The organism is Flavonifractor sp. An306, from assembly GCF_002159455.1.
GTDB lineage: Bacteria > Bacillota > Clostridia > Oscillospirales > Oscillospiraceae > Flavonifractor.
Genome location: NZ_NFIQ01000051.1, coordinates 14,956 through 27,178, shown reverse-complemented (window position 1 = coordinate 27,178; position 12,223 = coordinate 14,956). Strand labels below are relative to the sequence as shown.

Annotated in this window: 13 protein-coding genes and 2 pseudogenes; 7 read left to right on the top strand and 8 right to left on the bottom strand. The window is 55.5% G+C overall.

The window, feature by feature from the left end:
- The 3 genes and pseudogenes from B5F88_RS12995 to B5F88_RS12985 form a co-directional block, all read right to left on the bottom strand.
- Nucleotides 1-316 (bottom strand): annotated as a pseudogene (locus tag B5F88_RS12995) (flagellin); the annotation flags it as partial.
- 168 nt (nt 317-484) lie between these two features.
- The gene (locus B5F88_RS12990) at nt 485-883 is read right to left on the bottom strand and encodes a carbon storage regulator (protein ID WP_087346825.1); all 399 of its coding nucleotides are present in this window, start codon (nt 881-883) and stop codon (nt 485-487) included.
- Nucleotides 884-1,158: 275 nt separating this feature from the next.
- On the bottom strand, nt 1,159-2,337 hold the full coding sequence (locus B5F88_RS12985) for an RNA-guided endonuclease TnpB family protein (RefSeq protein ID WP_087346822.1): 1,179 nt from the start codon (nt 2,335-2,337) through the stop codon (nt 1,159-1,161).
- 378 nt (nt 2,338-2,715) lie between these two features.
- On the opposite strand from B5F88_RS12985, the gene B5F88_RS12980 reads away from it, so the two are divergent.
- The 4 genes and pseudogenes from B5F88_RS12980 to B5F88_RS12965 all read left to right on the top strand — a co-directional run bounded on the left by B5F88_RS12980 (nt 2,716) and on the right by B5F88_RS12965 (nt 5,259).
- The gene (locus B5F88_RS12980; protein WP_087346819.1) at nt 2,716-2,895 is read left to right on the top strand and encodes a hypothetical protein; all 180 of its coding nucleotides are present in this window, start codon (nt 2,716-2,718) and stop codon (nt 2,893-2,895) included.
- Complete coding sequence (locus tag B5F88_RS12975) at nt 2,892-4,550, top strand: recombinase family protein (protein ID WP_087346816.1); 1,659 nt, start codon at nt 2,892-2,894, stop codon at nt 4,548-4,550. The genes B5F88_RS12980 and B5F88_RS12975 overlap by 4 nt, the downstream gene beginning before the upstream one ends.
- Nucleotides 4,487-4,648: pseudogene (locus B5F88_RS12970) on the top strand (sigma factor); the annotation flags it as partial. The gene B5F88_RS12975 and the pseudogene B5F88_RS12970, both read left to right, overlap by 64 nt.
- Before the next feature lie 104 nt (nt 4,649-4,752).
- On the top strand, nt 4,753-5,259 hold the full coding sequence (locus B5F88_RS12965; protein WP_087346814.1) for a helix-turn-helix domain-containing protein: 507 nt from the start codon (nt 4,753-4,755) through the stop codon (nt 5,257-5,259).
- 15 nt (nt 5,260-5,274) lie between these two features.
- Here the strand turns inward: B5F88_RS12965 and B5F88_RS12960 are convergent, their stop codons facing one another.
- The 3 genes from B5F88_RS12960 to B5F88_RS12950 form a co-directional block, all read right to left on the bottom strand.
- A complete protein-coding gene (locus B5F88_RS12960; protein WP_087346811.1) occupies nt 5,275-5,457 on the bottom strand; it encodes a hypothetical protein in 183 nt (60 codons plus the stop codon).
- Between the two features lie 37 nt (nt 5,458-5,494).
- Nucleotides 5,495-6,415, bottom strand: a complete 921-nt coding sequence (locus tag B5F88_RS12955; RefSeq protein ID WP_162612189.1) for a tyrosine-type recombinase/integrase — start codon at nt 6,413-6,415, stop codon at nt 5,495-5,497.
- A 1,038-nt stretch (nt 6,416-7,453) separates the two neighbouring features.
- The gene (locus tag B5F88_RS12950) at nt 7,454-7,663 is read right to left on the bottom strand and encodes a helix-turn-helix transcriptional regulator (protein WP_158098696.1); all 210 of its coding nucleotides are present in this window, start codon (nt 7,661-7,663) and stop codon (nt 7,454-7,456) included.
- A gap of 96 nt (nt 7,664-7,759) precedes the next feature.
- Here B5F88_RS12950 and B5F88_RS12945 point away from each other — a divergent pair, with 96 nt between their 5' ends.
- The 3 genes from B5F88_RS12945 to B5F88_RS20715 all read left to right on the top strand — a co-directional run bounded on the left by B5F88_RS12945 (nt 7,760) and on the right by B5F88_RS20715 (nt 9,874).
- The gene (locus tag B5F88_RS12945) at nt 7,760-8,275 is read left to right on the top strand and encodes an SLOG family protein (RefSeq protein WP_087346803.1); all 516 of its coding nucleotides are present in this window, start codon (nt 7,760-7,762) and stop codon (nt 8,273-8,275) included.
- A gap of 92 nt (nt 8,276-8,367) precedes the next feature.
- On the top strand, nt 8,368-9,645 hold the full coding sequence (locus tag B5F88_RS12940; protein WP_087346800.1) for a DUF4143 domain-containing protein: 1,278 nt from the start codon (nt 8,368-8,370) through the stop codon (nt 9,643-9,645).
- A gap of 73 nt (nt 9,646-9,718) precedes the next feature.
- Nucleotides 9,719-9,874, top strand: coding sequence for a hypothetical protein (locus B5F88_RS20715; protein ID WP_158098697.1), 156 nt, complete (start codon nt 9,719-9,721; stop codon nt 9,872-9,874).
- Nucleotides 9,875-10,152: 278 nt separating this feature from the next.
- Here the strand turns inward: B5F88_RS20715 and B5F88_RS12935 are convergent, their stop codons facing one another.
- Entirely contained in the window at nt 10,153-11,466 is a 1,314-nt protein-coding gene (locus tag B5F88_RS12935) for an ATP-binding protein (RefSeq protein ID WP_087346798.1), read from the bottom strand.
- Nucleotides 11,463-12,185: a LytTR family DNA-binding domain-containing protein gene (locus B5F88_RS12930; RefSeq protein WP_087346795.1), complete on the bottom strand. Its 723-nt coding sequence runs from the start codon at nt 12,183-12,185 to the stop codon at nt 11,463-11,465. Before B5F88_RS12930 ends, B5F88_RS12935 begins: the two co-directional genes overlap by 4 nt.
- Nucleotides 12,186-12,223: the final 38 nt, after the last annotated feature.

Genomic DNA, 12,223 nt, shown 5'->3' with positions numbered 1-12,223 from the left:
TCTCGTTCTCGTAGGTGCCGTTGGCGGACTGCTCAGCCAGGGAGTACATACGGTTGAGCATGTCGTGAACCTCAGTCAGGGCGCCCTCAGCGGTCTGCACCAGGGAGATGCCGTCCTTGGCGTTGTCCTGAGCCTTGTCCAGGCCGGTGATCTGGGCCCGCATCTTCTCGGAAATAGCCAGACCGGCAGCGTCGTCGCCAGCGCGGTTGATCTTGTAGCCGGAAGACAGCTTCTCCAGGTTCTTGGACAGAGCGGAGGTGTTGGTGTTGTAGTTGCGGTAGGCGTTCATCGCCATAATATTATGCTGAATTCTCATAACTTATTGGACTCCTTTCCAAATATAGGTAAACTGTGAGACGTGCCTTTGGTTCCTCCATTGGCACTGGGTGGAGTGCCGCGTATCAGACTCACTGTGCGCACAATGAACCGGACAGTTGGCACGGAACTATTTCAACCGGCTCGCGAAAACCGGCAGAAACCAACGTTAAGGTGTTGCGCGGGTTTTTCGGACCGAAAGGTCCTCTTCCCACGGGGCGGGAATAATGTGATCCAGCTGAATGCGGAGTTTCCGGGCCATATCATGCTGCCCCTGAGCCTCCAACTGCTGAATCGTCTGCTCCATGGCCTGGGCGGCCCGGTCCCGCTCATCATTCCATCGAAATGTCTGATTTCTGCGGGGGGTGGCCCTTCTGCGGGGGGATGATTCCAAACAGGCGGGACGGGGTGCGCCCTCCCGCTCCAGTACCCTGCCCCGGACAATGGGAATTTCCCGGGCAGCGTTGACCGAGAGATAGGCCCGGCCGCCGTTGATCCGGTTGAGCTGCACCACAATGTTTCCATTGATAGTCAGATATTCCTCCGGACTCAGGGAGAGTTTCAGCATGGCGTCCTCCTTCGCCTTTGTTGGGTACGATCCGTCGTGCCCATGTCATAGTCATAATATTGTGAACGCTCCGGCATCCGAAGCTTCCGGCCCGACGCCCTGACGGGTGAGGGAGCCATCTCGTTTCCCACGCTGCGGCCTGGAAAACGCTGACCAAAACGGACCTTTGCCAGATTCGCTTGGCTCAACGCTCTCCGTACCGGGTTTATGGGCGGTCACCGGCGTTCCGACCGGCCATTGCTTTTGAAAAGAATCTATATGAAATATCGCAATGTTTAAGCGCTTTTTTGTGTGGTGAGAACCTGCCGCAGACCAGCTGTCTTAATGTTTTGAGCGGCGTTGATCTCCCGCTGAAGCGCTGCCCCACAGGCTGGGCAGCGCCATTGCTCCCGTCGGTAATCTACACCCTCCGGCAGTAAATAGCCGCAGCTGTGGCATTGCCGAGAAGTGGGTGCGCAGCGCTCCACCATCAACAGGGACTTGCCCTGTCTGGACAGCTTATAGTCCAGACAGGCACGGAACATTCCGAAGCCCAATTCCAGACCATTGGACAGCTTCATCGCACGATTTCCATCCGCCAGATCGTCGGCCCGCACACACACGGCGTCCCAGGCGTTGGCTATCCGCCGGGATTCCTTGTGGATGTAGTCGCGACGCTGATTGGCAATGTGCTCATGGAGCAGCCTGTATTTCTGTACGGCTTCCTCATAATTTCGGGAGCCGGGAGTCATCCGAGCCATACGCTGCTGAAGCCGGGCCAGCTTTTCCTGGGTCAGCTTCAGCCAGTGGGGCGGATCGGCCATGGCGCCATTATCCGCCACATAGAAATGGGAAACTGAATATTTCAGTCCGATGGTCCGTTCTGGTGTGGGGGGTATCGGCTGGGGAGCAGGTGCGGGATATTCAAACACAATGCTGCAGTTATATGTGCCGGTACGGGTCTTGCTGACGGTGATCCGCTTCAGTTTCCAGCCGTTCCGGGGACGGCGGGGAAATTTGGCCTTTACCACACCCGCCTTGGTCATGCGGATGCCGTCCCGGGTCAGATAAATGGTAGGGCCGGAGGAAAACACGTGATTGCAGGCGGTAAAGGCGTCCCGGCCGTCCTTTTTTCGTTTGAAGCGGGGATGGCCGAAATGCTCCGGATTCTTAAAAAATATCCGAAAAGCTTGCGAGAGTTGGTTGTGAGTCTGAATCAGGGCCTGATTATCCACCTCTTTTAAAAAGGGTGCGCCATCTTTGTACTTGGCAGGGGTGGGAATGAAGTGGGCCCCGGTCTCGTCGTAAAATTTCTGTTGGTCGGAGAGCATACGGTTCCAAATAAAGCGGCAGCAGCCAAACGTTTTTTCAAAGAGTTCCGCTTGTTCCGCTGTGGGATAGAGGCGGGCTTTTATGGTGGTGTACAGGGATGTTTTCCCGGCCTGGACGTGTGAAGATTGGGAACGTCCCACCATTTCAGCTCACCTCTGTTCCGCTCGTGGAGAATCCTGTCGAATTTGTGACAAAAAGCATGAAATTTGTCACAAGGGATAATCTGCATCTCTGGAATCCGTTCATTACTTTTATCGGCAGGATTTTGGGGAAGTTAAGCCTTTTCACAGAATATTTTTCATCTCGGCTTTTTGTTACTTAACCTATGGTTTTTGTCACAAAATCTCTTGTGCTCGACGGGGATTGAAACAGTAAAATAATATAAAACGGTCCATCCGGATGTTCACTTCCGGATGGACCGTTTTATTCTTTCATTTTGTTCAGTGTCGTCGTCGGCAAAATTGGAGGCCCATCATAGCGTGTGCCGGCCGCGCATAGCCTACCAGAGAGGAGGGTTGCCGATGAACGACATAGACCGCGACATTGGGCTTGTACTTTTGAAACGGCTGAGGCAGCGCGGCTTTATTTCGGAGGATATATACCATGCTGCCCGTCAATCCAAGGTTTTTGACAGGAAACGTTTTGCCGGATGCGGGGATAGTGCTGCTGGAACAACTGACGGAGACGGGGAGGAAATATGACGATCAGGAAGCTGCGGGAACAACTGCGGAAGGGAAGGTCCATTTATGATCTTCCCCTCCGGGTTACTTATTACGCCCGGGTCTCCACAGACAAAGTGGAGCAGCAGGGGAGTCTGGAACATCAGGTGCAGTATTATACGGAACTTATCCAGAAAAACCCAAACTGGACGTTTGTGGGGGGATACGTTGACGAGGGGCTCTCCGGGACCAGCACCTGCAAACGGGAGAGCTTTCTGCGTATGATCGACGACGCCCATCGGGGGCTGTTCGACTTCATTATCACGAAGGAGATTTCCCGCTTCTCCAGAAGTACGCTGGACAGCATTCAATATACCCAGGAGCTGCTGGATGCCAACGTAGGGGTCTTTTTTCAAAATGACAATATCAATACCCTGGACACGGACAGTGAGTTTCGGCTGGTGGTCATGGCGGGGGTAGCCCAGGACGAAGTAAGAAAGCTGTCCGAGCGCCTGAAATTTGGGTTCCGCCAGTCCATCAGGAATGGCCGTGTGCTTGGGAACAGCCGCCTGTGGGGCTATGATAAAAAGGACTGCAGGCTCACCATTGTTCCGGAAGAGGCGGAGATGGTCAGGCTGCTTTTTACCCTTTATGCCACGGGGGAATACGGGCTCCGAACGCTCTCGCAGGAGCTGACCCGGCGGGGATATACCAGCGCTCAGGGCCATCCCTTCAACCAGACCACCATCAAGCATATTCTGACCAATCCCAAGTACAAAGGGTGGTACTGTGGGAACAAAACCCAGTCTCTGGATTATCGCACCAAAAAGAGAGCATTTTTGGAGGAGAGCGAGTGGATCATACATCCGGACCCCAACATTCCTGCCATTGTTTCGGAGGAGCTGTGGGATCAGGCCAACGCCATATTCCGGCAGAGGAGCCAGGCGGTCCGGGCCAAAACCGCCGGTTACCATAACCGGTATCCGTACAGCGGAAAGATTATCTGTGAAACCCATGGCGTCAGCTTTCATCGCCAGGCCTTTCAAACGCAGGAAGGCGAAAGGGAGTATTGGCGCTGCAGGGTGTACCGTCAGCGGGGGAAGGAGGGATGCGGCCTTCCCGCCATCCGTACCTGTGAGGTGGACCAGGTGCTGGCCGGGCTATTTTCAGAGGTGGTCACCGAGAAAGCGCAGATCATCCGGCTGGTACTGGACAGTATTGCCTCCGCGGCGCAAGGAGTGGACCATGAGGCGCAGATCGGACGGATAGAACGGCAGATTGTCCAGATTAGGGAGAAGAAAGAAAAGCTGCTGGAGCTCAGTATGGAGAACGCCATTACCCTTCAGGAGTTCAAAGAGCGCAACGAGCAGTGGAACTGCAAGCTTTCCGCGCTGGAAGCGCAGCAGCTTGCGCTGCAGCGGCAGCAGGAGCGCAGCGGGGTGGCCCTTGACCCGGCGGTTTTGGAAAAGGCCCTATGGGAGGAGCTGAACTTTGCAAACGGGGTCCATTCCGAAGTGGTGGCGGCCATTCTGGACCATATCGTGGTGTTGGAGCAAAGCACCGACAAACAAATCTATTTAGAGATCCATCTGCGGCTGGGGCAACAGGCTTCAGCCCATTTTCAGCGGGGCGAATTGGTCCTTTGCAATCTACCTTTAAAAAATACTATACCCCCAATGGGGACCAGGACGACCTGATCTCCATCGGCACCATTGGACTCATCAAGGGAATATCCACCTTTAAGCCGGACAAAAAAGTGCGGCTGGCGACCTATGCCTCCCGCTGTATTGAAAATGCTACACTATCGTAACGGACTTTTTACCCCTTCATGTGGCGGATCGCACCGACTTAAGGGATAAATGGCGTGTGTTTTGCCAACCTACGGAACGCGTGGTAGTCATGACACGCTATGCTCTCAATGTGGTCAGTTACGCGCCCTTGTATATTCACAGTTTCCGCATTGTCCAGCCCCACACGCTGGTGGAGGCGGAGAAGTTCAATCTTATCTACACAGATCCAACTCAAATCGACAATATAGCGGACAAGCTGCGGTGGTACAGATACCAGCATGGTCTGCTGCAAAGAGATGTGGCAGACTACGCCGGTCTGGATCGTAGTACATATTCCGGCTATGAGAATACCCAGCGGGACTACTACCCCATCGAGAAGATGCAGAAGATTGCGGAGCTGTTCGCCGTGCCGGTCACGGATTTGCTGGACGAGTTTAATTTGTTCCTCTACAATGGTCAGGGACGACAGATTAAAGAAATGCGCCGGCGGCGTCACATGACCCAGGTGGAATATGCCAGGCGACTGGGTGTCCCCTTTGGCACGCTGCAAGGGTGGGAGCAGGATCGGGTACAGATCTGCAAGCAGACATGGCGCAGACTGAAAATCAGAGGATAACACAAAGGGATGGGGTTATGCCCCATCCCTTTGCTGATGTATTCGTTTGATTGCCTCAATCAACTCCGCTTTCTGCTCCACGGGGCAGGGCATGGCTTTGATTTGTTCCATGACTGTCTGCGCATGGACGGCAGCAACTTTCTTAAAAAGTTCTTCCTGCTTTTCCGGAGCTGTCGGATAATGCATGATAACGCCCAACGCACATCCCCTCTTTCTTGGTAAGGCAGTATATGCGTCAATGCTTGTCCTTCATGTCCTTTGCGGACAGGGAAGCCAGGTAGACATTGGTCACATCCGCCCGTTCGTGGCCCAGCAGCCGGGACACCGTGAAGTGGGCGTCCAGAGCGCCCATGCCTTTGTCCATCAGTTCCTCATACTTCTCCGCCGCAAAGGTGTGGCGAAGTCCGTGAAAGGTCAGGGGAGGATCAGATTTTACTTGAATGCTGCTCCGATGCGCTGCGATGAACAGCTGCAGGCGGTGGATGGCCTGGTCGGTGGGCATATCGTCCGGCACCAGCAACTTGTTGCCCCGCGGGGTGCGCACCAGCTGACGCCGCAGGGCAATGGCGATCTGCTCGTTGATGGGAACCGTGCGGATCTTGCCGCCCTTGCCCTTGACGGTGACGGCCTGCTCCCGAAGGGCCTGCTCTGCTGCGGCGGTGTCCATGCGGAAACACTCGTGAATGCGGAGCCCGGCGTAACGGGCCAGGTAGAGAGCCAGAATGTAATCCCAACGCTCCGCGGCCAGGGCCTTGCCCAGCATGTGGTTGAACTCCTCTGTACTCCAGGTACGGTCCACACCGCCGAAGCGTCGGCGCTCCAGTTCGACTCCCAGTTCGCTGTTGGTGGGCAGCGCATATTTGGGGTTGCTCATTTTGTCGTGGAAGAAGCGAATGGCTGCCAAATCCGTTTTTATGGTGGAAGCCGACTTCCTATGTTCCTGTAAATACAGCACATAGCCAACAAGGTGCTTGCCGCTGATGTTGCTCAGTTTCTGAAGGTGGTACTCATCAGCCAGATAGCCGCAGAACCGCTTGCACGCCTCGTAATAGCGATCCTTGGTGCGGAAACTGCCCTGACGATTATGGCGGGCTAACTTGTTCAGTTGGCTCACCAGGGCCAGATAGAGACCCTTGTTTTGAATGGATCGTGTCATATAATAAAGTGCTCCTTTTCTTTCATAAGTAGTTCGGATGGGCACAGTTCGCCCCTTGGCAGAGCCGTCTGTTTCCGCCGGATCTCCAGGAAAATCTTCCTGGAGCCTGGGGGCAATCGCTTCGGAACCCCTTGCAGCAGAGGCGTTTCCAGGAAGCGAGCCATGAACGGCGAATCTCTGTCTCTTTTTCAGTTGGAACCAGGTCAGTACGAGTGCAGTATGGGGATAGACCCTGCCATCGGAGGGCATTGCTCCGATGACGACTGCCGACACAACCGCTGAAACTCGGCTGCAAACTGCGGTAAAGAACCACAGCCTGCGTGTGTCTGTTGATCCCTCCGGCTGGGATCAAGGGAATTGCGTCCTCTTTGCTGCCGAACCGGCACTGTGCCGGAACAAAGAGGGGTGAGCCTGCTGCCACAGGCTCCGAGGTGCAGTCCCCCAAGTCACTCCGCACACCTCGACGCGGAGAAGGGAGACGGCCATGTTTTAGGATAAGTTCTTCTGGCACCTTACCGCAGACTGGCAGAGTCTGGGGCAACTCCCAACGGGAGTGCGGGGCTATGAACGCACAAAAAGAGGGTGCGAAAAGTTCCTTCTGTGCCTGATCTACACAGGCAGTAAACTTTTCGCACCCTCAAACAAGTGCTCGTATTCTTTCTCATGGCCATCCGAAGAAGTCAACATCTTCGGCGCAGCACCACAGCATCAAAGGAAAAGACAGCCGATGAACATGGTTCCCTTGTTGTCCACTGAAACGGAGACAACAGCCGTAGGGCATTGCCCTGGCGGAAAACGGCTAAAACGTACAAACCTAACAGCGTGCGCAATGCGAGATGTCCCTCTCGCTCACAGGTGAATCCTGCCCCGGAGTTCCACCGAGTACGCGCAAAGAATCAATAGTAATTTTTATATACCACAATATATTGTGTTTGTCAATGCAATTTAGCCATATATATGATGTTGATTGAAAAATTTCTCGACTTCTTTCGACAGAAAATCAAAAGCCGCCTCCACAGCTTATGTGTAGAAGCGGCCTCATGCCGGATCATCCGGGATATATTTGGCAATGTCTCCGATCTCGCAGGACAGAACGGCACACAGCTTGTTCAAAGTCTTGGTCTCCATATTATCGTTGGCTCGGAGACGGCGGATGGTTTTACTGTCAATGCCGCATTTTTCTCTCAGCTGATAGGTGGAGACACCCTTTTCCTTCATCAGCACCCATAAATTATCAAATACAATCATCTGCATTCCCCCATCATTGACACCATACAGTATGGGGGTTATAATCCGCATTATTAAGGGGATATAATCCCCATACTCAATACGGGAGATGATTTTTTGAAGAAAGCAAGAAAAACCTGTGCGTTCACCGGTCACCGCCCGAAAAAACTTCCCTGGGGCTACAATGAGACAGATGTGCGGTGCGTCGCACTGAAAGTTGCATTGGAGCGGCAGATTCGTTCACTGGTTCAAGAGGGGGTGACGGATTTCCTCTCCGGTATGGCCGAAGGAATTGATTTGCTGGCGGCGGAGATTGTCTTGAATCTGCGGGCGGAATACCCCTGCATCAAACTGCACTGCATCCTTCCCTATAAGGGGCAGGAAACGGAGTGGCCCGCTGCATCCCAGGCCCGGTATCACGCCATTCTGGCGCAGGCGGATTCCGTCATCTATGTCAGCCGGATCTTCCGAAAAAATTGTATGCTGGAACGCAATCACTTTCTGGCCGCCCACTCTGATGTTCTGCTGGCCATCTATAACGGTGAGTATCGGGGCGGCACAGCGGCAACCATACGCTACGCGCAGAAATTGGGACACAGCGTAATTATCCTTGACCCCAACGAAATAAATTGAGTGCACTCAAAATTGAAAATATGACTGAATAGAGTTGTAAAATTTGACTGAATAGAGTATAATGATTTCACTGAATCATTGAGGTGACTGCCATGGACAAACAAATCTATAAGCCCCGCATTATCGATCATCAGGTGGAAGAATATCTGTCGGCCTTCGGTGCCGTCTGCGTGGAGGGGCCGAAATGGTGCGGCAAGACCTGGACTTCCTCCTATCACAGCCAGAGTGAGATCTATATTGGTGACCCTGCCGGCAACTTTCAGAACCGTCAGTTGGCGGAGTTGTCTCCTGCTCTGGTGCTGGAGGGAGAGACGCCCCGGCTGATTGACGAGTGGCAGGAAGTACCACCTCTTTGGGACGCGGTGCGCTATAAAGTAGATCAGACAGCGCAAAAGGGGCAGTTCATCCTCACTGGCTCCGCCACCCCTAACCACAAGGGGATTCTCCACAGCGGCGCGGGACGGATCGCCCGACTGCGGATGCGTCCCATGTCCCTGTGGGAATCTGGGGACTCCAGCGGCAAGGTGTCTCTGGAGCAGCTGTGCCAGGGGAAAGTGACCCCCGCCATGACCGGCGAGGTGGATCTGAAAAAGTTGATCGAACTGATTATTCGGGGCGGTTGGCCGGGAAGTCTGGGCCTGACTTTGGAGCAGGCGGCGCTGCTTCCCGCCCAATACCTGGACGCTGTCATCGATGATGATGTGTACCGGATAGACGGCGTGAAGAGGGATACCCAGAAAATGCGCCTGCTGCTGCGCTCTCTGGCCCGGAATGAGAGTACCACCGTCACCAATAAAACGCTGATGAAGGACATCAAGGCGGTGGACGACGAGGATATTGACGGCAACACTGTGGCAGCTTACCTGGACATCTTCAAGAGGCTGTTTATTACGGACAATCAGCCGCCCTTCTCCTCCGGCATCCGTTCCTCTGTACGGGTGAAGCAGGCAGAGAAACGGCACTTTGCTGATCCATCCTTGGCCTGCGCCCTGCTGAAGGCCACACCTGCCAGCCTGTTGGGGGATCTGGAGACTCTGGGCTTCCTCTTTGAGGCTTTGTGCGAGCGGGATCTGCGGATTTATGCCGAGTCTTTCGGGGCGCAGCTTTACCACTACCAGGACTATAAGAACCAGGAGATCGATGCGGTGGTCGAGTTACCGGACGGCCAGTGGTGTGCATTTGAGATTAAACTGGGAGCAAATCAGATTGACGCCGCGGCGGAAAATCTGCTGGAAATTAAAAAGCAAATTGAGGCCGACCCCAAGGGCAAGCCGCCCGTAGTCCTGTGTGTCCTGTGCGGCATGGCCAATGCGGCCTACCAACGGCCGGACGGGGTATTTGTGCTGCCTGTGACGGCGCTCAAGGATTGAGGATTACGGCTTTACCAAAAAGGAATGCAGCGAAGAATCTGTAAGAGAATAGCTGTACAAGGGAGGAACTGCAATGGCCTATGCAGTTTCCTCACTGTTTGCTCCTGTGGGTCGCTGTGCGGCTTCTTTCGGCGCCGGGTTTACCCTGGATACCTGGGCTCACGTGACCACTTCGGACCAGAAAGCTGCGGTCAACACCATGGGGAAACTTCTCTCCGGCAGCGTCTGACTCTCTCCAGAGCGTTCCGGCCCTTTCCACGCATTTTCCCGCATGTAGCATTGTCTGGGGCAACGAAAATTATCCAGAAACGAAATCACCAAAAAGCACATAAAAGCAGAATAAAACCGCTGAAATCATGCGATTTCAGCGGTTTTTTAGCTGCAGCGTCAGGGCTCACGCCTGTGGGCAACCGGCTATGAGAAGCGGCTCCGCCGCCCATTTGCGTATAATAGCTAATCCGTTAAATAATGGGGCGAGAATCCATGGTGTCAGACCTTACCTCACCATCAGTGCTCTCCCCGGAGCATGACCTGAGCGCGGAACACCGTCCCGTCATATTGGAACTTGCAGTAGCCGCCATTTTTTGCAGCAATGCGGCCCACCGACTGCAGGCCGATACCATGTCCCGGACGCTTGGAGGAATGGAACCCGCCCTTGTCCTCCAGGATCTCGCCGGTGTAAGCGTTTTCCACCTCCAGCAATACCACGGCATTTCCATGAATTTCCCCGCGTACCCGGACCCAGCGTAATGAAGGAGGCAGGCGCAGACTGGCCTCCAAAGCATTTTCCAGCAGGTTTGAGAGCACCACGCATACATCCATTTCATCCGCAGGCAGCAGGCGCGGCAGATCCAGAATGTACTCGGCAGGTACGCCCTCCCGGCGCAGCAGGGAGGCATAATGGCCCGCCACCCCGTCCGCGGCGGGATTTTCGCACAAATTCAGCTCCGTGTCAGGCAGGCTCTCCACGGCGGCGTCCACATAGGTACGCAGCTCCTGCCACTCCTCCCGGCGTAGCAGCGCGTCAATGGCGGTAAAGTGGTGGCGCAGATCGTGGCGGGCTTGGCGGGTCTCGGCAATGGTGGCTTGGAGATTTTCATATTGGCTGGTCTGCATCTGCAGGAATTGGTTCTGCTGCTGCAGACGCAGATTCTCCCCCAGGCCCCGGGCCATCAGGTAGAACATCAGGTAGCACAGCAGCAGCAGACACAGCAGCATCAGCTCCACGACGAAAAAGAAAAAGAGGTTCCGGCCGGCTGGTGGGCCATAGATGGCCATAGGCTGAATGACCACATTGAGGAGGGTGAGGACCAGGGGCAACAGCCAGAACACATACCAGGTGCCCGGCATTTCCATCTCCCGGAGCAGATGGCGGACCGCGTGGACGGCGGGATACCACATGGCCAGAACGAATATCCAGCAGAAACCGTTATAGGCCAGGCAGGCCGGCAGAGAAAACCAGACGCTGAGGTTATCGGGTGCCACCCAGAGGTCTACCACGCTGGACAGATTGGCCAGGCAGGAGAAGGCGCCGCAGACGCCCAGGAACACGCTGATGGGCTTCCGGGCGGACAGGGCGCACAGTCGCCGCAGGATCAAGGCAAAGACCAGCAGGGAGGGGAGCAGCAGCACGTTGCTCCCCCAGCCCAGGCGGCCGCAGATCCAGCCACCCAGCGGAACCCACACCCCCAGCACCAGAAGGAACAGCAGGATCAGCCGGGCCTTGCCTATGCGCAGATGCTCTCCCAGCGCCAGAAAGCACAGCAGCCCCGCGGGCGCGGTTACCGCCAACTCCAGCGCGGCGCGTACAGCCTGATTCACCGCGTCGCCCCCCTCCGGAACAGAAATTCTCCGAAGGCCGCCCGGGCGCTCTCGGTGCTGCTGCGGCTGACCGGCACCTGGGTGCCGTCGTTCAGTAGGAAGGCCGCGCCGTCAAAGTCCCGGATATGCTCCAGATTGACCAGCACGCCGCGGCCGCACACCAGGAAACGCCGCTCCTCCTTGAGCAGCTCGGTAAATTCGCCAAACGTCATGCGGACAGCGGTCTCCGTTCCATCTCTGAGGTGAATGTGGATCTGATGCCGGAAATGATCCGCCCACAGGATCTCCCCCGGCGCCAGGAGACGTTCCTGCCGGCCGATGTGCAGCCGGATCACCGCCTCTTCCGGAGGCAGATGGCTCAGCACCTCCTCCAGCACCTCCTCCACCTCCGCTATCTGGTAGGGCTTGACCAGGTACTGGAGGGCCCGGACACGATAGCCGTCCAGGGCGTGGTCGGTGGAAGTGGTGGTAAAAACCAGCACGCAGTCGGGATCAAACCCCCGCAGCGTGCGGGCGACCGTTACGCCGTCTATCCCCTCCATGTAGATATCCAGAAAAACCAGATCAAAGGGCTCCCGTACGGCGGCATCCAGGAAGGAGGTCCCATCCGCAAAGGCCAGGTATTCCACCGGCTTCCGGCGCTGGTTCAGCGCTGTTTTGAGCCAGCACAGCAGCTCGTCCCGATCCCGGGGATTGTCATCCACTACTGCCAGGCGCATAGTTGTCCCCTCCTCTCCAGCCCGGCCATTGGGCAATC

Bases quoted from the DNA above. Each gene is read 5' to 3' on its own strand.
- B5F88_RS12990 (WP_087346825.1), bottom strand. From the start codon at position 883: ATGCTGAAACTCTCCCTGAGTCCGGAGGAATATCTGACTATCAATGGA.
- B5F88_RS12985 (WP_087346822.1), bottom strand. From the start codon at position 2,337: ATGGTGGGACGTTCCCAATCTTCACACGTCCAGGCCGGGAAAACATCC.
- B5F88_RS12980 (WP_087346819.1), top strand. From the start codon at position 2,716: ATGAACGACATAGACCGCGACATTGGGCTTGTACTTTTGAAACGGCTG.
- B5F88_RS12975 (WP_087346816.1), top strand. From the start codon at position 2,892: ATGACGATCAGGAAGCTGCGGGAACAACTGCGGAAGGGAAGGTCCATT.
- B5F88_RS12965 (WP_087346814.1), top strand. From the start codon at position 4,753: ATGACACGCTATGCTCTCAATGTGGTCAGTTACGCGCCCTTGTATATT.
- B5F88_RS12955 (WP_162612189.1), bottom strand. From the start codon at position 6,415: ATGACACGATCCATTCAAAACAAGGGTCTCTATCTGGCCCTGGTGAGC.
- B5F88_RS12950 (WP_158098696.1), bottom strand. From the start codon at position 7,663: ATGATTGTATTTGATAATTTATGGGTGCTGATGAAGGAAAAGGGTGTC.
- B5F88_RS12940 (WP_087346800.1), top strand. From the start codon at position 8,368: ATGGACAAACAAATCTATAAGCCCCGCATTATCGATCATCAGGTGGAA.
- B5F88_RS20715 (WP_158098697.1), top strand. From the start codon at position 9,719: ATGGCCTATGCAGTTTCCTCACTGTTTGCTCCTGTGGGTCGCTGTGCG.
- B5F88_RS12930 (WP_087346795.1), bottom strand. From the start codon at position 12,185: ATGCGCCTGGCAGTAGTGGATGACAATCCCCGGGATCGGGACGAGCTG.